The sequence below is a fragment of the Aquimarina sp. U1-2 genome (genome assembly GCF_017897595.1).
Classification (GTDB): domain Bacteria; phylum Bacteroidota; class Bacteroidia; order Flavobacteriales; family Flavobacteriaceae; genus Aquimarina.
On sequence record NZ_JAGKIK010000009.1, the window covers coordinates 183879 to 201557 of the forward strand.

The 17679-nt window shown below is 37.6% G+C and carries 23 protein-coding genes; all 23 read left to right on the forward strand.

Going from position 1 to position 17679, the window contains the following annotated elements; translation table 11 throughout:
• Positions 1-7: 7 nt before the first annotated feature.
• Entirely contained in the window at positions 8-817 is an 810-nt protein-coding gene (locus tag J8281_RS13000; RefSeq protein WP_210198066.1) for an SDR family NAD(P)-dependent oxidoreductase, read from the forward strand.
• A 20-nt stretch (positions 818-837) separates the two neighbouring features.
• Entirely contained in the window at positions 838-1752 is a 915-nt protein-coding gene (locus J8281_RS13005; RefSeq protein WP_210198067.1) for an NADP-dependent oxidoreductase, read from the forward strand.
• Positions 1753-2028: 276 nt separating this feature from the next.
• Positions 2029-2685 (forward strand): pirin family protein, encoded by a 657-nt coding sequence (locus J8281_RS13010; protein ID WP_210198068.1) that lies wholly within the window; start codon positions 2029-2031, stop codon positions 2683-2685.
• 22 nt (positions 2686-2707) lie between these two features.
• Positions 2708-3181: a cupin domain-containing protein gene (locus tag J8281_RS13015; protein ID WP_210198069.1), complete on the forward strand. Its 474-nt coding sequence runs from the start codon at positions 2708-2710 to the stop codon at positions 3179-3181.
• Positions 3159-3797 carry an isochorismatase family protein gene (locus J8281_RS13020; protein WP_246849114.1) on the forward strand — a complete coding sequence of 213 codons (639 nt, stop codon included), beginning with the start codon at positions 3159-3161 and terminating at the stop codon, positions 3795-3797. The genes J8281_RS13015 and J8281_RS13020 overlap by 23 nt, the downstream gene beginning before the upstream one ends.
• 196 nt (positions 3798-3993) lie before the next feature.
• The gene (locus tag J8281_RS19725; RefSeq protein WP_246849115.1) at positions 3994-4143 is read left to right on the forward strand and encodes a hypothetical protein; all 150 of its coding nucleotides are present in this window, start codon (positions 3994-3996) and stop codon (positions 4141-4143) included.
• Positions 4144-4175: 32 nt separating this feature from the next.
• Positions 4176-4334, forward strand: a complete 159-nt coding sequence (locus J8281_RS19730; RefSeq protein WP_246849116.1) for a hypothetical protein — start codon at positions 4176-4178, stop codon at positions 4332-4334.
• 204 nt (positions 4335-4538) lie between these two features.
• Positions 4539-4955, forward strand: a complete 417-nt coding sequence (locus J8281_RS13030) for a hypothetical protein (RefSeq protein ID WP_210198070.1) — start codon at positions 4539-4541, stop codon at positions 4953-4955.
• An 818-nt stretch (positions 4956-5773) separates the two neighbouring features.
• Positions 5774-6118 (forward strand): single-stranded DNA-binding protein, encoded by a 345-nt coding sequence (locus J8281_RS13035; RefSeq protein ID WP_210198071.1) that lies wholly within the window; start codon positions 5774-5776, stop codon positions 6116-6118.
• Between the two features lie 79 nt (positions 6119-6197).
• Positions 6198-6578, forward strand: coding sequence for a DUF6876 family protein (locus J8281_RS13040; RefSeq protein WP_210198072.1), 381 nt, complete (start codon positions 6198-6200; stop codon positions 6576-6578).
• Between the two features lie 238 nt (positions 6579-6816).
• Entirely contained in the window at positions 6817-7368 is a 552-nt protein-coding gene (locus J8281_RS13045) for a TetR/AcrR family transcriptional regulator (RefSeq protein ID WP_210198073.1), read from the forward strand.
• 77 nt (positions 7369-7445) lie between these two features.
• On the forward strand, positions 7446-7862 hold the full coding sequence (locus tag J8281_RS13050; protein WP_210198074.1) for a DUF2147 domain-containing protein: 417 nt from the start codon (positions 7446-7448) through the stop codon (positions 7860-7862).
• Between the two features lie 24 nt (positions 7863-7886).
• Positions 7887-8804, forward strand: coding sequence for an SDR family oxidoreductase (locus J8281_RS13055; protein WP_210198075.1), 918 nt, complete (start codon positions 7887-7889; stop codon positions 8802-8804).
• Positions 8805-8815: 11 nt separating this feature from the next.
• Positions 8816-9367: a hypothetical protein gene (locus J8281_RS13060; protein WP_210198076.1), complete on the forward strand. Its 552-nt coding sequence runs from the start codon at positions 8816-8818 to the stop codon at positions 9365-9367.
• Positions 9368-9816: 449 nt separating this feature from the next.
• Complete coding sequence (locus J8281_RS13065; protein WP_210198077.1) at positions 9817-10197, forward strand: BfmA/BtgA family mobilization protein; 381 nt, start codon at positions 9817-9819, stop codon at positions 10195-10197.
• 11 nt (positions 10198-10208) lie between these two features.
• The gene (gene mobB, locus J8281_RS13070; protein ID WP_210198078.1) at positions 10209-11240 is read left to right on the forward strand and encodes a MobB family relaxase; all 1032 of its coding nucleotides are present in this window, start codon (positions 10209-10211) and stop codon (positions 11238-11240) included.
• Positions 11237-12676 carry a type IV secretory system conjugative DNA transfer family protein gene (locus tag J8281_RS13075; RefSeq protein WP_210198079.1) on the forward strand — a complete coding sequence of 480 codons (1440 nt, stop codon included), beginning with the start codon at positions 11237-11239 and terminating at the stop codon, positions 12674-12676. The genes mobB and J8281_RS13075 overlap by 4 nt, the downstream gene beginning before the upstream one ends.
• A 426-nt stretch (positions 12677-13102) precedes the next feature.
• Positions 13103-13951, forward strand: coding sequence for a DUF5694 domain-containing protein (locus J8281_RS13080; RefSeq protein WP_246849117.1), 849 nt, complete (start codon positions 13103-13105; stop codon positions 13949-13951).
• Positions 13951-14562 carry a hypothetical protein gene (locus J8281_RS13085; protein ID WP_210198080.1) on the forward strand — a complete coding sequence of 204 codons (612 nt, stop codon included), beginning with the start codon at positions 13951-13953 and terminating at the stop codon, positions 14560-14562. The genes J8281_RS13080 and J8281_RS13085 overlap by 1 nt, the downstream gene beginning before the upstream one ends.
• Before the next feature lie 11 nt (positions 14563-14573).
• Positions 14574-14855: a hypothetical protein gene (locus J8281_RS13090; RefSeq protein WP_210198081.1), complete on the forward strand. Its 282-nt coding sequence runs from the start codon at positions 14574-14576 to the stop codon at positions 14853-14855.
• Entirely contained in the window at positions 14852-15790 is a 939-nt protein-coding gene (locus tag J8281_RS13095) for a hypothetical protein (RefSeq protein WP_210198082.1), read from the forward strand. Before J8281_RS13090 ends, J8281_RS13095 begins: the two co-directional genes overlap by 4 nt.
• A gap of 47 nt (positions 15791-15837) precedes the next feature.
• Positions 15838-16491, forward strand: coding sequence for a hypothetical protein (locus J8281_RS13100; RefSeq protein ID WP_210198083.1), 654 nt, complete (start codon positions 15838-15840; stop codon positions 16489-16491).
• Positions 16492-17191: 700 nt separating this feature from the next.
• The coding region (locus J8281_RS13105) for a hypothetical protein (RefSeq protein WP_210198084.1) at positions 17192-17679 on the forward strand (488 nt) is incomplete at its 3' end.

Sequence of the window (17679 nt, forward strand, 5' to 3'; positions counted from 1 at the left end):
CAAAAAGATGTATACATATGATGTTCAAGAAAAATCAGTAGCGCAATTAATTTCACTTGAGGGAAAAATTGCCGTTGTAACCGGTGCTGCCCAAGGCATTGGTTATGCCATTGCCAAACGATTGGCAGAGAGTGGAGCCGAAGTGGTCATTGCCGACTTAAACGTGGACAAAGCAGAACAAAGTGCGGAGCAAATCCGACAAGATGTGGGTGGTAAGGCACATGGGTATGGGCTTGACGTATCCAATGTCGATTCCATCAAAACCTTGGTAGAACATACCTTGAAAGTATTGGGAAGCGTGGATATTTGGGTAAACAATGCCGGAATCTATAACTTCCTTGGGGTACTGGGTATTGAAGATGACGACTGGGACAAATTAATGAACCTAAATTTACGCGGAAGTTTCATTGCCTGTAGGGAAGCTGCTAAACGCATGGTAGATACCGTAAATGGAGGGGTTATCATCAACATTCTCTCTACGGCGGCCTTTAAGACATCCGGTAATGCAGCACACTATGTCGCTTCCAAGCACGGTTTGGCAGGGCTTACCAAAGCTTTGGCCGTTGAGTTGGGAGAAAGAGGAGTGCGCGCATTGGCAGTAGCACCAACTTTGGTGGATACACCAGGCGTAGAAGAATTGAAAGCGAACGACCCAAAGGTGAAGGCACAACTGGATGCCTTTGAACAGCAGTTACCATTGCGCAGAATGGCAAATCCAGATGATATCGCAAGGACCGTATTGTTCTGTGCCTCAGAATTATCAGCGTTTTTAACGGGTGTCGTAATTCCTGTGGATGGCGGAGAAACGGCACTATAATTAGTATAAAGAGACTCGAAATGAAGGCAATTCAAATACGTTCTTGGGGAAAAGCGGAAGTCATGCAGTTTGTAGAGCTTCCGACACCTCAGATAAATGAAAACGAGATATTGGTAAAGGTACAGGTATGCGGCGTCAATCCGCTTGACCTAAAGATACGGTTGGGTTACCTTTCAAACTTTTATCCATTACCGCTTGTCCCTGGTGCGGAATTCATGGGAACAGCGGTTTACGTAGGAACTAAAGCAGAATCCGTTGAAGTAGGTGACAACGTCTTCGGGTTTACCTCGCGGCTCACGGGTTGTTACGCGGAGTATGTCATTGTAAAGTCACACGAAGTGGCCACCGTTCCTAATGGTATTGAAGATATGGTTTTGGCCACTGTACCATTGGTGGCCTTTACAGCTAAGAAAGTATTGGAACAGATCGGGTTGCAAAAAAATGAACGTATCCTCATTCATGGCGCTGCGGGCAGTGTTGGGCATTATGCTATTCAATTTGCTAAAGAAATGGACGCGACCATCTTTGCGGCTTGTAGGGATGACCAACAAGAACAGCTCGAAAATCTACCGGTAGATGAACTGCTGTTTTACGAAGATAATTTTCTTAGATGCATTCGAGAACTCGATGTTGTATTGGATTTGGTTGGAGGCGAAATACAGGAACAATCATTTGCAGTCTTGAAAAAAGGAGGAAGACTGATATCTACTGTAATGCCGCCTGACCCTGTGTTAGGTGAAAACCACAACGTAAAAGCATCGATGTTTCAGGTACAGCCTGATGCATCCACTTTGGGTACTATTAAAACGATGTTAGAAAGACAAGAACTCAAACTCTTGCCAGTGACTTCATTTCCATTTAACGAAGCAGTAACCGTACATCAGAAGATTGAAGCCAAAGAACTCAGCGGTAAAGTGGCACTAAAAATAGACTAAATAAAGTCGATAAGCATTAGTGAGCAAATATGAAAAAAATTTGAATTGGTATTATATAACGTTTCATAAATTAGGACCAGACCAACCAAACTCATTGTATTGACGAAAATTTGTACCATAAAATATATTTTAAGATGAAACGAACATTCTCAATTTTTTAATTATTTCGTTTTCAAACAATTAAAAACATTTAAACGTATGAAAGCAATACTTAAAAGCGCCCAAGCACATAAAATCCATAAAGGCGATTTTAATATCGATATCAATTTTCCGGGAATGGCCTTGAAGAATCATTCAGAAAAACGAGGTTTGGCACAACTGGGACGAATAGACCGCGGTCATTTAAAACCGGGGGTTTTTGTAGGAATGCATCCGCATAAGAACGATGAAATCCTTTCTTACGTTCGTTCAGGTAATTTGGTACATGAAGATAGTGAAGGGGATTCTAAAATAGTAAGCAATACTCGCTTGATGATGATGAATGCTGGCAGTGGTATCTACCACCAAGAATCCATCCCGGAGGATGGTGACGATGTCCATATGCTACAAATCTTTCTAAGACCAGCAGAAGACGATGTCACGCCCAGCGTACAATTTCATGATTTTGAGGCAGCTTACAATGTTAATTCTTGGCGGCAAGTCGCTGGCTCTTTTGACACAGATGTACCTCTTAAAATTAATGCAGATGCAGCCGTATTCGATGCCAGAATAGATAAAATCATCCAAGGGCAACATGCTGAAGACAAAACCTATTACCTCTATGTCTTTGATGGTACTATCGACATTGACGGGCAGATGCTTTTAAAAGGTGACAGTCTGGTATACGAAAATGAATCTATAAGAATCGTTCCTGCGGGCATTGCAGATTTGGTTCTTTTTGAACTCGATAAAAATAAGCCCTACAGCCGTAACGGGATGTATAGTGGCGTGTAAACAAGATAAAATTAAAACTATTATGAAAACAAAAACACCAGCAGTACTTAAAGCAAATCAAGGCGAAGCCGTTTCAGTTGTGGGCGACCGTTACACCTTTTTGACCACTAAACAGCAGACCAATGGCGCTTTTGCCACGATGGAATTTTATATTCCGCCCGGTGGAGGTTCGCCACCACATACCCATCATAATGAAGATGAATTTTTCTATATGGTGGAAGGCGAACTTGAATTCCATATCGATGGAAGCCGAGTTATCGCCAAGAAAGGAGACTTTTTATTTGGCCCAAAGGGGGTTTCGCATAATTTTAAGAATGTAACTGAGGCACCTGTGATAATGCTGTGTACGGTAATGCCAGCAGGTTTGGAAGATTTTTTCAGGGAAGTTGGTAGCACCTTGCCCACCCGTGATAGCGAGCCCATACCACCGACTGAAGCTGATAAGGAAAAAATGATGTCCTTAGCATCAAAATATGGATTGGAAATTAATTTTTAAACTTAAAACACAACACATTATGAAACCACATTTTACTATTAAAGACACGGCAATAGTGCTTATAGACCACCAACAAGGTACTGTAAAACTGGCCAAAAATATGGATGAGGAAGTCATTAAACAAAACACTAAGGCATTAGCAAGAACTGCCATTGAAACAGGAATGCCTCTGGTACTTACCACCAGTAACGAAACGCAGTTTCAAGGCCCTTTGTTCGAATTTTTAGAAGATATTGCGTCAAAAGCTCACGAGAATCGCATCAAACGCCCAGGTATGGTAAATGCTTGGGAGTACATACCCTTTAAAGAAGCCGTAGCGAGTACTGGAAAAAAGAACATTATTATGGCCGGATTAACCAATGATGTTTGTACGGTCTACCCAGCAATTAATGCGGTGGCAGATGGCTATAGCGTTCAAGTGGTTGTAGATGCGGGCGGTTCGCCGACCCAGCTTGCAGACGATATCGCGCAACGTCGTATGGAAAATGAAGGCGTCGTATTGACCTCTACCAATCAGGTAATGGCAGAACTGGGCAAGGATTGGAGTACTGAAAATGGTGGTAAAATCTTGAACATTATGTATGAAGAAATCCTTGGAACTTTGATGAACTCATAGAGTTATGTAGAAAATAAATATAGGTATCGGGCTAGAAAAGAATTTTTCATTCCAAGCCACGATAAGCCTTAAAAAATGAGCGGAGACCATTACCTGGGCAGGTTTATTAGAAGACCAGTCTATGACCGGAAAATTTTTTAGGGACAAAAGTGAGATAAGTTGGTAACAATAGTTAAATTGTGAAAACAAGTTTAGTATGAAAATAAACTACGATAACAGAGTTTTTAAACCTGTAAGCAATTCTGAAAACGAAGAAACCTCAAGTGAAACGCAATTTTATTACAAACAGAAAGGCAATTTGCTTACTTCAGAATATGCTGGAGGTCAAATAAAAAGGGACACCTGATAGGCTTAGTAGATGAAGAAGGTAATATCAATATGAGATATTATCAGGTAAATGATAAAAACGAGTTGATGACCGGCATTTGTGAATCAACACCTGAAATGTTGGAAAACGGAAAAATTAGACTCTATGAGACTTGGAGATGGACATCTGGAGATAAATCTCAAGGCAAATCTGTTTTAGAGGAGGTTTAATTTCAAGAATAATTTGTAACTACGTCGAAGGGCTACATTTCGTCACAAAAAACAGTTAAGTCCACTTTTCAACTTACGAATAAAGTTAATTTAATGGCTTAAGAAACTCTGAATAAAAAGTTATATTTATTACGTATATAGTAAGTTACCAATCATTTGAGAAACGTTCTGAAAATAAAATATTCACAAAATAGGAATTCTGATATGGAAACTCATTTTGAATTTTCTGACTTCGACTTTGAAAAAGTGTTCAATAATTGCGAATTGAATCCTTCTGACTTTACTCACGAAGCACACTTGAGGTTGGCTTGGATTAATATCAACAAATACGGAATTGAACGAGCTGAAAAAACGATTCAGTGTGAACTGCGAAACTATGTGGAGTTCGTGGGAGCTAAACACAAATACAACACGACTTTGACCTTGGCCGCTATAAAAGCAGTTTATCATTTTATGCTCAAATCAAAATCTGATAACTTTAAAGAATTTATAATAGAATTTCCACGATTAAAATACAATTTCAAGGATTTAATGGCTTGTCATTACGGCTTTGATATTTATAATTCGGATAGGGCTAAAATGGAATTTTTGGAACCTGACTTGATACCTTTTGACTATTAAACTAGGAAATGAAAATTACTGGCAATAATGCTATAAACAATCGCTATTAAAAGCTTATTCTGAAAATCCCGAAGGAATTTTCAGCTTGTCTAGTACTTACAAAATCGTGCTAACCAAGCAACTGTTAATAGCCTAAACCGTTTAAAAACATACTCAGCACATTCCCCTACATTCCGCGAAAAGCTACATTCCGGGAAAAGAGCTTCACTACAAGTCTTGGACACCGTACCCTATTTCTACTTTTCATTTCACTAACCCTGCCCGCTGCGCCTAGAAGGGACGCTGCATTCTCATTCCAAAATAGGGCACGAAGTCCGCTTTCTCATCGGAAAGCCATCACCTCGGTTTTCTTAACGGTATTTTCGGCGCGGTCTTCTTGAGCCCTTACTCGAAAATCACTAAAAACCAAACCGCTGTCTTACACATTTTAAGGGGTTTATAATGTATAAAGCCTTTCTTGTTTTTCGGGACAACGAAAAACAGGCAGGACATAACCAATTCTAGAGTAAACCCAGCCACTCATTTCGCTTAACTGTCGGTACGCTCAAATCGTAACCGGCTTTAAAAGAATTGCTAATGCCCTTATGGAACTTGTCAAGACTGTACGAGTTTTAGCGAAAAATAAGGTTTCTACTTCCTCGAATCCCGCAAAAAAACGGGATTACTACGTCGCAGACACTCCTGATTTATTCCCTAAAAGTCTTGACAAAACCCACTTTATCCATTGTGCGGTGCACGAAAGAAAAGAACAAACACCCCTTAAAATTTAATCTGTTTTAAATCAATAGGGGAAGTATAAATCACTTAAATATTTTATTATGAGTACTATTAAAAATCACGTACAGTTAATTGGAAATGTTGGTCAAGAACCAACAATTACAAACCTTGAAAGCGGAAAGAAAGTAGCCCGTTTTTCATTAGCGACAAATGTAAACTACAAAGACAGCAAAGGCGAAAAGCAGACCGACACCGATTGGCATACCATTGTTGCATGGAGTAAGACTGCCGAAATCGTAGAAAACTATGTTGGCAAAGGCAAAGAAATTGGAATTGTAGGTAAACTGAAAACAAGAACCTACACCACCGACGACGGAAACCAACGCTATGTTATCGAAGTGGTAGCCGATGAAATCCTTTTAATGGGAAGCAAAGGCGATAAGTAAAAGTTTAAAATGAAAGAGGGCGTAACCGTCGAAAGATGCGCCCTCTTTTTTCATTATTCACAGTTAAAAAAAGTAAACAATGAAGATACAAGTTAACGAAATAAAAGCGCGATTGCAACAATTTACAGGAACAGAAATGTTCTATCAAATCCCGTTAATACGCATTCGATTTACAGACGGATTGAAATATCTATCAGAAGTCGCAGAATGTTTTTGGCTTATTACAGACACTTCCGTAATTGCAAAAAGCCTGATGAACCGAAGCGAATTTATAACTATAGATTTTAAAAGATTGCCCGAGGAAAAACAAGATTTTTCAGGTTATGAAGCCGAGATAATTTACAGCGATGGCAATGACAATATTTTGGAAAAGCAAGGCTATCGTGCCGCCGATTTTCCGCTCGATGAACTGCGGTTATTTTTTGTAAATGATACGTTGATGTTACCTAGTGAATATTAATTATTGAAGCTATAGTATAGTTAAATGTTACGAGTTCAAACATAGAAGCACCTCTGAATGTTCAGGGGTGTTTTCGGTTACACTGGCAACAAAACCAAATATTATCTACAATCTAGTATTCAGATACGAAAGGGTTTGTGATAATTTTTTTTAATATTCAAGGCAAAAAATATTTTAACCAAAAGAGCAAAAGTCAAAACTGTTTTATATATTTGTAGAGTGATTAGTCAATCAAATAATGATGGATAAGGAACAACAACTTCTAGATAGTGCATTGAATCTCTTTACTGAGTTCGGTTTTCACGCTACACCTACGAGCAAGATTGCAAAGGATGCAGGCGTGTCAAATGGTACCCTTTTCCATTATTTTCCGACTAAAGAGGTATTAATACTGAAACTTTATGAAGAAATAAAAAAGCAACTGAATGTCCATCTAGAAAAATCCATTCCGGTTGATGCCCCGTTAAAGCAGACTTTTAAAGTCTATTTTAAAAAATCCATCATATGGGCTTTGGAAAACCAGAAGGAATTCGATTATATACAGCAGTTCATTAATTCACCATTCATCACAATGGTGGATATCTCTGATACAGCGGTTACCGGTAATCACCACAAGCTTATTGAACAAGGCCAAGAAAAAGGCGAACTGGTGAACTTACCCAGTCAGCTAATTTTAGCCTTAATTAGTAATACGGTCATTGCCGTGTATAGTTTCCTTAAGGGAAATAATCAAAACCAAAAAGAAATCCTTCAGAAGAGCTTTAAGCAATTCTGGAAACTGATAACGTAAAAAAATTTATATCGATTGTTGACTGACTAGTCAATTTATATTAAACTTTAATTATAAGTAAAATGAGTGAAATCAAAATGACAATTCTGCTACTGGTGCTATCCGCAACTAGTGCCATATCCCAATCCAACCCTGATGATATCCTGGGTACCTGGGAAACCGAAAAAAAGGACGCACGAATGGAGGTTTTTAAAGAAGGTAAAACCTACCAGGGAAGATTACTGTGGGGTGATAAAATCGTGGAAGCTGATGGCACATCTAAGAAAGATGTCAAAAACCCAGACGAAGCGCTGCAATCACGTGAAATTGTTGGCATTATTAATCTTACCAATCTCAGCTATGAGGACGGCGAGTATGTAGATGGAAGAATCTATGACCCACCCAGTGGCAGGACTTATGACTGCAAAGCCAAACTGAAAGATGGTAAGCTGCATTTGAGAGGGTTCATTGGGTTCTCACTTTTAGGAAGAACAGCTATATGGAATAAAATTTAAAAGGCATTAATAACAACAAGTACAATGAAAAATACAATTTTTATCACAGGAACAAACAGCGGTATAGGAAAAGTAACCGTGGAACTATTTACAGAAAAGGGCTGGAATGTAGCCGCTACAGTAAGAGACACAGCAAAGCACCCTAGTCTTTTTAAAGAGTTCCCCAATGTGAAACTCTACAATCTGGAAATGACAGATTTTCAACAGATTTCACAAGTAGCTGCCCAAGTTATCAAAGACTTTAATAAGATAGATGTTGTGGTCAACAATGCAGCCTATTGCTTGATAGGCCCATTAGAAACCACAACCATGGAGCAGTTAAAGAATCAGTATGAAACGAATGTTTTTGGGGTATATGCTACCATTAAGGCATTTTTACCTCACTTGAGAGCCAATCCTGGCAGCACCATTATAAACATTGCTTCTTCCAGTGCACAATTCAATTATCCTTTTATTTCAGGTTACGGAAGTACAAAATGGGCATTGCGTGGCATCACCGAAAGTCTGGGCATAGAGCTCGCCCCATTCGACATTCAGGTAAAGGCCATTTATCCCGGCACGCACGCTACCGGTATTTTCACAAAGCTCGACCAAGGCGCAGATACGCATAACCCAGTATACAAAGCCTACAAACCATATTACAGCAATTTCTTTTCTGCCCAGCGCGTGTATGATAAAGCCACCGTTCCCGAAAATGTTTCTCGAATTATTCTCAAAGCAGTTGAAAAGGGCGTTAAGGGCAAACTGCATTTTCTCGCAGGAGGAGATGCAAAATTTATGGCGTTTATGAAAAAGATTCTGCCCCAGCGCAGCTTTCAAAAAACGCAAACAGGCGTCATTGACAAGCCAGCAAGTGATAGTCAAAAAGGTTTTGTCAAATGGATGTTTGGCAAAAACGTGACTAGAGTTAAAACTGAAGTACCAAAGGCATTGCTCGATTAACTCAACAGAAAATGAAAATACCTATGGACGTATTCACCCATACACTTAATTGGATTAAAGGCGAAATTTTTGAATCTTACATATTTGGTAGTTTTGGACTTGTATTGGTTTCGGTAGCGTTTAGTTTTAAATATTTTGGCACCACACCAAATGCCAAGAACCTGTTCATTCCATTGGTTTTAGTTAGCGTCATTTTTATTTGTTTGAGTTCATACCAAATCTATAGTAACACAAAGAGAAAAAAAGTATTTGAGCTTGAATACAAAACAGATAAAAATAGCTTTCTAGAAAAGGAAAAACAAAGAGTCTCAGGATTTAGTGATATATTCAAGTTTACCATAGCCATTGGAACGATTTCAATAGGTTTGGGTGTTCTGTTGTTTGTGCTTTATCAAAAGTCAAATGTACAAGCTTGGTCAATTGCTTTAATACTTTTTGGATTGACTGGACTTACGATTGACTTCTTTGCCAAAGAAAGAGCCGATGAATATGAGAAACAGTTAATAACCGATCATTCTATTACCAATTCCTCTGATAAGCAATTTAAGTTTGAAAATGAATAAAGTTAAAACGCTTAGAAAATTGAATGAGGTCACCCCTGAAAATTCAGGGGTGTTTTAATTTTAGCGTATTCCTAATCACGAAAAAACCGTATCTTTAAATCGTTGAACAATAACAACAAAATTATATAGCTATCTCATATTTTGACTTTCGCTGATAGCTGTATCCATCCATATTTTAGGTTTGGGAATTGTTGAAATTCCCAAAAAATGCAATCAGCTTTTGAGCTGAATTGTATGGAATTTTTGTCCCGCAAGCGGGACGAAAAGGAATAGCAAGAGGGTAACACGCTGCGCGATGTTAAGTATTCCTTTTCTATCGTAAATCATTGATTTTTAATTATATAAAAATCAATCGAATTTTAAAATTTTCTGAGATTTACGTCAAATGCCCTCAAAACGCCTGAAAATAGGGATGGATTTACGTCAAATCTTCAAAAAAGCGAAAGAAAATGGACTCATTTATCACCATCCGGTTCAAGCGGAAAACCGCCAAACGGTTTCAGGAATTTTCCAAGAGGCACTTCAAAACCCACACCGAAGCGATGGAAGCCATCCTCGATTTTTTCTTCTATAACGAGATTTCACCAAAGGAAAATTTAGGACCAACTGGACGCACCATAGAAGCTAAATTATTAAAGCGTATCAATGCCGTCATTGCAATTATGCGCGATGTGGAAAAGACCCAAACGAAACCCACAGTCGCAATGTTGCAATCGCTGTTTGAAATGGATGAGCCAAAGAAAAAACCGTTGATTGTGGAAAAAAAGTTTGCAGAGGAAAATAAAGAAGTTAAGTTTCAAGAGAAACGAAACAATCAAAATCAACTTTAAAATTCCTTGATATGTACATCAACATCACCGCACAAAAATTAGGGAAAAATTACTCACAGAGCTCAGCAGATTTTGTGGAGTATCTGGAAAAGGAAAACGAGGGTCTTGAAAAAGAGGAAATGGAACATTTCTTCAACCAGTATGGCGATGAGATTTCAGCTAAGGAAGTGGTCAAAGAGATTGATGGAAATACAGCAAAACTCAAAAAGAAAGAACCAAAATTCTATTCCATCACAGTCAGTCCGTCCAAATATGAACTACGCAAACTTGAAAACAATAGCGAAGATTTAAAACGTTATACCCGAGAGCTAATGAAAGACTATGCGACCAGTTTTAACCGAGACAGCAATGGGCGACCGGTTAATGTGAACGACATTAAATACTTCGCCAAAATCGAGCACCAACGGACTTTTAAAGGAACGGATTTTCAGGTAAAGGAAAATCAACCTTTCGCCACTAAGATTCTTGAATTGAAACAGGAAGTGCGTAAAATCCAAAAAGGCAATGCAAAAGGAAACATCGACAGGTTAAAACTCAAAATCTCCAAATTAGAACGTGAAGCACCACATCAACAAAACGGGAAACGTATTGTTCAGGGAATGAAAAAGGCAGGTAACCAAAGCCACATCCATATCATTGTGAGTAGAAAGGATGCTTCCAATTCGGTAAGTCTTTCCCCAGGTAGCAAGCACAAAGCTTCAGAAGTTGAGATGCACGGTAAAAAGGTAAAACGTGGGTTTGACCGTGATGCCTTTTTCGCGAAAGCGGAAACCACTTTTGATAAGACGTTTCGATACGAACGAAATTATGCAGAGACCTACAAGGCCAAAAAGGACTTTGTAAAAAATCCCAACCACTACTTTGCTGCTTTAATGCAGTTGCCTGCCAATGAGAAAGCATTGGCGTTTAAAATAATGGGTAAGTCTGGCGTGCCGATGCTTCCAAATATTCCAATCAGTAAAGCGCAGGTGGCACTACGTGTATTTAAGCGGTTGAGAAAAGGTGCTGAAATCGCTGTAAAATCGAGTTCAATTGGGATATGAGTTGGTCATTGCTAGAAATAGTAATTTATGTCTTAGTGCCAGTGCTATCAGTGGCCGTACTCATTTATGCTTTTTCTGATAATGAACCAAAGAAGAAAACCGATAAAAAGTACCAGGTCAAATTTTTAACCAAGAATGGAAGATTTAAAATTGACAACATCAAACGTGGTGCTTCGGTCATAGGCTCTGCGGGAAGTGGTAAAACGGAAAGTGTGGTGTATGGATTTTTAAAACACTTTAGTGAAAACGGTTTCTGCGGAATTATACACGATTATAAGGATTTTGAGTTGACCGAAATGGCCTATCCGCTTTTTAAGGATAGCGATATTCCGATGAAGATTATTTCTTTTGACAGGATTATCCATCGGGTGAATCCCATTGCACCAAGATATCTTGAGAATGAAGAAAGTGTCAATGAAGTGTCCCGAGTACTCATTGAAAACCTGTTGGAACAACGCGAATCTGGAAGTACGGGAACGACAAAATTCTTTAACGATGCAGCTGAGGGATTGATTGGTGGTTTGATTTGGAAATTGAAAACTGACTATCCTAAGTATTGTACGCTACCTCATTTAATAGCCATTTATCAATTGTTGGACACCGATAGTCTTATACAGTTTTTGGAAACCAATACCACTTCACGAGCTATGGCAGATGCTTTTATCAGTGGTAAGGATTCGGATAGGCAGACCGCGGGTGTAAAAAGCACCCTGGCCAATGCTCTAAAACGTATTAGCACCCAACGCATTTTTATGGCATTATCTGCGGATGAAGTACCCTTGAATATCAATAACGAAGAAAATCCAGCGGTCATTTCGGTAGTAAACAATCCCAAATATGAAACATCCTATTCACCTGTCATCGCAACCATAATTCACACCATCGTGAAGCAGATGAGCGTGCGTTATTCCCAACCTTCATTCTTATTAATGGAAGAAGCACCCACCATTCGGCTTTTAAATATGCACCGTATTCCTGCAACATTGCGAAGCTACGATATCGCTACCATCTATGTAATGCAGGATAAAATCCAGAACGATATGATGTATGGTGATAAGGCCAGCCGAGCGATTTTGAGCAATCTATCTTACCAATTTTTTGGCAAGGTCAATGACCCGGATACCGCTAAGTACTATGAACGCTTTTTTGAAATCATCAAAGACCCAACAAAAAGTATTAGCCGTGGTCATAACCTCGATTTTGATACACGCATTACTACGGGTGAAAAGGAAATCCCTAAGATTCGTGCTGATGTTTTCTTCAGGTTGAAACAGGGCGAATTTATTACCTACGCTGATGGAAAGGATAAGAAAGTGCAGTTTAAATTAGCTAATATTCAACGAGAATTACCAGAAGTATCGAAGCAATTTTCGCAGGTTGATTTGGCAGAAAACTTTGAGCGAATTTATGACGAGGCGAAGTCGATATTTAATTGAATGAAAACATTTAAGACAATGTATATTATCAATATTTTTATAAATTTGATGTAACTGTGCAATATTATGAATTCTAAAAAGGCAATTCTGCTACCTAAATATCAAAAAAATGTTTGAACAGCTAGATGATAATATTAAGCTTGCACAGAAGAGAAAGGAACTCATCATTGTACAGGTTTCTGAACGTGCGGTATCACAGCAAAAGGCCCTACAGAATTGGAAAATGGGGCTTTAGCGGTATCTACATGTTCTTATTTCAATGTGTTGAAGATTTTTGACCTGCACAACGATTTTTCAAGTTGGCCGGAGATGATGAATTCGGTAAAAATTACAGGACTTAAAATTTACTGTAAGGCGGTTTTGATGAATTGCCAAACGGTATAGTGATATGAAATTTAAAAAATTCAATTTTAATAATTTGATACTATGAAAAACATCCTGATCTTTATTATAATAACAGTATTCTTCTCTTGTGCAGAAGAAAACAAACCTATCAAAGAACCTGAAAATTCACCTCAAGCTGAGTCAGAAACTATTTCAAACAAAATTCAGGTCTTAAATTTTGCTACCTTTCATATGGGAAAGACATCTGATGCAAATTCTACTGAATTTGATGAAAACAACAAGAAAAATCAACAAGATGCAAAAAGGATTGCTGAGATGATAAGCAAATTTAAACCAACAATCATCTGCGTTGAATACCCAACAGAGAAAGACTCCATACTTCAAAAAGAGTATAAGAAATACCTAAAAGATCCTTCGGAATCGGTATCCTGGTATGGTGAGATTGGCTTAGTAGCATTTCCCCTAGCTCAAATGAACGGCTTGAAAAAAATCTACGGTATTGACCACAAAATGAGTTACAACTACAGGATAGCAAGAGAAATTGAAAATGAAATTGATTCGATCACAGTAAACAATTATTATGAAAATCCTTTTAAAAATCACCCAGAGATCGGTGTAGATAGGGATTCCCTTAATCTCTTAGAAAAACTGAAATTGATGAATCATCCGAGATTCTTAGATTTTCTAATCGTAGTCAATGCAGATATACTGGCTTACGCAGGTACAGATGGTAATTTTGAAGGTGCAGATGAAGCCGCTAAATATTACCAAAGAAACTTACGCATTTATTCCAACCTGAACAGAATTGAGATGACAAAAGAAGATAGAGTGTTTATTCTGTCTGGCGGAAGTCATACAGCATTTCTAAGAGAGTTTATCGAGAGAAGCCCGAAGTATGAAATGGTCGACACGTTTCAATATCTGGATTAATGTTAGAAAATTTTAAAAAAATACGTTTCTCTAATTTTAAAAGGTTTCTTTCAGAATCGCTCTTAATCGTGTTTAGTGTACTATTTGCGCTTTTCATTAACCAATGTCAAAATGAGGCGCAGGAAGAAAAACGAACGGTTAGTATTCTAAAAAACATCAAAAGTGAACTTGAAAATAACCGGAAATCCGCGCAACGGTTGGTCGATTACCATACTAAGGTTGTAAAAAAGCTGGAGACCATAAATAGCGATTCTCTGGAAAGCATATTTTTTAGAGGACCAAGATTTGTGATTTGGGACAATGACATCATCCCAAGGGGAATTTCTCAAGAAATCTTTAAAAATATCGCTTGGCAAACTGCGGAACAAGAGGATATTGCCAGTAGAATTAATTTTAACAAAGCTCAGGTTCTATTTGAGGCCTATAGCCAACAAAATACAGTAAGCGCAACCATAGATGCACTTAGCAAAATGATGACACAGCGTGAAACCCATAGACGAGAACTTATAAAAGAAACAGTTGCCGTTATACAGCAAACCTTTGCAGAGTTAAGGGCTCAAGAAAAGGCTTTGGTCTATCGCCTTGATGATGCATTGCAGCTGTTTAAATAAAATGTAAATAGATGAGAAAAACTGTTTTTACATTACTGATAGTATTACTGTCGAATCTAGTATCTGGTCAAGAAATAGACCATTACGAAGGTGAAGTCACTATAAATATGAAGGAAGGCATTTATAAAGCAAATTTAGATATCAGCTTTGAGTCATACGGCAATGTAGACTCTCTAAAACTTTACATACAAGGGGGTGCCAAAATTATTTCAGTCACATCCCAGAAAAAACCAATATCTTTTCATATTACCGAAGAAGAACTGGTATATGAAAGCAGGAAAAACAACTGTTGATACCTGTTGAAAACATCAAGGGAAATGAAATCAACATTGTGTATTCTAACAATTTTGATGAAATTAAAAACGAACGCTTTCAATACCAACGCGATTGGGCGGAATTTAATATTTATACCGATTACTTCCCATGGAATTTTGAGTACGGACTTTTTGAATACACCCTAAAAATCAATACAGATGACGTTGTGATTGCTCCTAACGTATCAAAAGAAAATGTTCTTAAAAGTACTAAGCCGACGTTTGACATGCCCTTTTTGATATCTTCTCAGGCAACCAAGAGAACGGCTGAAAATGGAAAAATACATATTTATTCTCACCAGGTGTCCGATAGTATTATTACTGATGTTCAGAAGAAATCTCAGAAATACTATAATTACTTTGAAAAAACATACGGCACAACAGATACAGACGAATTGGTAATTGTAGTAAGCGATTCCAAGCGATCTGTAAGTTATGCCCGTCCTAATTTTATATCACTTAATTTTGATCAAAAATTTAAAAAAACACATATAAAAGTATTAGCTCATGAAATAGCGCATTTATGGTGGCTCAAAGCAGAGTTATCAACCTGGGAAGATTGGCTTAATGAGTCTTTTGCAGAATATAGTTCGCTAGTGATGTATCGCAGAGATTATGGCAAAGAAGCTATGGACGCCTATAATAAAAGATTTGGTGATTGGATACAAAAAATGGAAGCCCCGCCGGTTTGGGGCATCAAGAAAAACCATGAAAGAAGTAATGCTGTAGTGACCTACAAAGGTTCATTTCATTTACTAGATTTGGAAGAAAAAATAGGAGAACCACAGACGGAAAAATTATTGAATCAGATGCACAACCGACAAATAAAAACAACCGCAGTATTTCTTGATTTACTTTCAGAACTAAATGGTCAAGAAATCAGTAATTGGTTTGAATTAAAACTTAAACAGTAATAAGACTAAACTGGTTGTGGGTAGATAAAAAGCTAAAAAAACGATGTATGGAACAAACAATACAAATCTTTATATACGTACACACCTTTCTCGGTGGTTTGGGACTTGTATCAGGTGCACTAAGCATTTCAGTGAAAAAAGGAAGTAAAATCCACCGCCGTTCAGGTAAAATTTTCTCAATTACCATGATAAGTAGTGCCGCGTTGTCGTTGTTTATTGCAGCAATGCCCGGACACAAGAATCTATTTCTTTTTTTAATAGGAGTATTTACAATTTACCTGGTGCTGGCAGGAAATAGGGCGCTTCACATAAGAGGTCGTTTTAGAGGTAATGCAAAGAGTGTTGATAAAATCATTTCAGGTACGATGTTATTAGGTTCGGTGGCAATGTTGTTTATAGGATTTTACGGAATGTTTACCGGAATTGCAAATAGTATGCTCTTTGTGTTCTTTGGCGTTTTTGGAATTATATTAACTTTAAAAGACTTCCAGAATTTTAAGAAAACAAGGCGAAAGAAAACCAACTGGCTCAAGATTCATATTGGTAGAATGGTGGGTGCGATGATTGCATCGGTAACTGCATTCATTGTCGCAGGTTTAAACTTTGATAACCTTTTTGCCTGGATGTTTCCTACTATTATAGGTACAGTTTATATCATTTTTTGGTCTCGTAAGGTTGAGAATTCAAAGGCTGTTGGTTAGTGTTCAAAAATACCTTTTATCTCTTGGCTTATTATGATCCACCTTCCATTTGCAATCTTTCTGAACCAATTTAGAGATATCAGGTTTGCTATCGTAAAATGTGCTGTCTTTATCCATGTTGCTTCACCTTCTACTTTTTCATTTAAAATTCCAAAGGTGCCTTGAATTTTAATTTGGCCAAAAGCGTAGGGCAATATTTTCGCCTGAGTGAAAGAGAAATGGAAACTATTTTGAATGGAGTATTGTCTGTTGTTAAGAACTGGAAAGATATTGTAAAAAAGATAGGAATTAAAAAAGCTAAAATTGAATTGATGGCTGGGGCATTTTAATATTAACATAGATTATAAAGAGGAACAATCTGACAGGTTTGACGAAAACCTTTTAAAAGATTTGAGAAAAAGTATTTTTATATGGAAATAAGGAGAATTTATAATCTATGCAGATGCGAAAGATAAAGTTAAGATAAGAAGGTGCATTATAAATGAGGGCTTCCTGATGAAACTAAATTATTTTCTGAGGATAGTGTAAAGGTAAATTTGAATGAATTTATAAGGTAGCTAAGTTAATGTTTAAATGATTATTAGAAGTATTAAAGTTGATTCTGTGACATTTAATGATCCCTAAAGTCACAAATTTTTTTATTATTTTTATTTAGAATAAATACAAATAAGAGTTTATATTTGTCAAAATTTTGATGAATATGAATCGATTATTATATCTATTTGGATTTTTACTTGTGCTATATTCCTGCTCTGATTATGACGAGCAAGAATTTACGGTGCTACTACCTAATGCTGGAATTGATCAAGTGGTATTTACTGAAGATTCTGGAACAACCATCCAATTGGATGGAAGTTCTTCTTCAGACGTAAATAACATAGGTTTTGATTATGAATGGACAATACTTAGTGCTCCCGATGGAGCAAATGGAACCTTAAATGAAGCAAATAGTGCTACTCCCACGCTTCTAGTCTCAAATGATGCCTCTGGTCGCTACGAGTTATCTCTTCGTATTTTTAGAGGTAACCAAACCGCACAGGATTTTGTAAATATTGATGTAAACCCTGCTATTGCACAGGTATTATTTGTAAATGCCATAGACAGTGATATCACAGCCTCTTTAGCGATACCTTCTATAAATATCATAGGGAACACTGTGCAGCCCAGGTCGGTAGACGACACGTATTA

Excerpts from the sequence above, each read along its gene's own strand:
- J8281_RS13000 (WP_210198066.1), top strand. The coding sequence starts at position 8 with ATGTATACATATGATGTTCAAGAAAAATCAGTAGCGCAATTAATTTCA.
- J8281_RS13005 (WP_210198067.1), top strand. The coding sequence starts at position 838 with ATGAAGGCAATTCAAATACGTTCTTGGGGAAAAGCGGAAGTCATGCAG.
- J8281_RS13010 (WP_210198068.1), top strand. The coding sequence starts at position 2,029 with ATGGCCTTGAAGAATCATTCAGAAAAACGAGGTTTGGCACAACTGGGA.
- J8281_RS13015 (WP_210198069.1), top strand. The coding sequence starts at position 2,708 with ATGAAAACAAAAACACCAGCAGTACTTAAAGCAAATCAAGGCGAAGCC.
- J8281_RS13020 (WP_246849114.1), top strand. The coding sequence starts at position 3,159 with ATGGATTGGAAATTAATTTTTAAACTTAAAACACAACACATTATGAAA.
- J8281_RS19725 (WP_246849115.1), top strand. The coding sequence starts at position 3,994 with ATGAAAATAAACTACGATAACAGAGTTTTTAAACCTGTAAGCAATTCT.
- J8281_RS19730 (WP_246849116.1), top strand. The coding sequence starts at position 4,176 with ATGAGATATTATCAGGTAAATGATAAAAACGAGTTGATGACCGGCATT.
- J8281_RS13030 (WP_210198070.1), top strand. The coding sequence starts at position 4,539 with ATGGAAACTCATTTTGAATTTTCTGACTTCGACTTTGAAAAAGTGTTC.
- J8281_RS13035 (WP_210198071.1), top strand. The coding sequence starts at position 5,774 with ATGAGTACTATTAAAAATCACGTACAGTTAATTGGAAATGTTGGTCAA.
- J8281_RS13040 (WP_210198072.1), top strand. The coding sequence starts at position 6,198 with ATGAAGATACAAGTTAACGAAATAAAAGCGCGATTGCAACAATTTACA.
- J8281_RS13045 (WP_210198073.1), top strand. The coding sequence starts at position 6,817 with ATGATGGATAAGGAACAACAACTTCTAGATAGTGCATTGAATCTCTTT.
- J8281_RS13050 (WP_210198074.1), top strand. The coding sequence starts at position 7,446 with ATGACAATTCTGCTACTGGTGCTATCCGCAACTAGTGCCATATCCCAA.
- J8281_RS13055 (WP_210198075.1), top strand. The coding sequence starts at position 7,887 with ATGAAAAATACAATTTTTATCACAGGAACAAACAGCGGTATAGGAAAA.
- J8281_RS13060 (WP_210198076.1), top strand. The coding sequence starts at position 8,816 with ATGAAAATACCTATGGACGTATTCACCCATACACTTAATTGGATTAAA.
- J8281_RS13065 (WP_210198077.1), top strand. The coding sequence starts at position 9,817 with ATGGACTCATTTATCACCATCCGGTTCAAGCGGAAAACCGCCAAACGG.
- mobB (WP_210198078.1), top strand. The coding sequence starts at position 10,209 with ATGTACATCAACATCACCGCACAAAAATTAGGGAAAAATTACTCACAG.
- J8281_RS13075 (WP_210198079.1), top strand. The coding sequence starts at position 11,237 with ATGAGTTGGTCATTGCTAGAAATAGTAATTTATGTCTTAGTGCCAGTG.
- J8281_RS13080 (WP_246849117.1), top strand. The coding sequence starts at position 13,103 with ATGAAAAACATCCTGATCTTTATTATAATAACAGTATTCTTCTCTTGT.
- J8281_RS13085 (WP_210198080.1), top strand. The coding sequence starts at position 13,951 with ATGTTAGAAAATTTTAAAAAAATACGTTTCTCTAATTTTAAAAGGTTT.
- J8281_RS13090 (WP_210198081.1), top strand. The coding sequence starts at position 14,574 with ATGAGAAAAACTGTTTTTACATTACTGATAGTATTACTGTCGAATCTA.
- J8281_RS13100 (WP_210198083.1), top strand. The coding sequence starts at position 15,838 with ATGGAACAAACAATACAAATCTTTATATACGTACACACCTTTCTCGGT.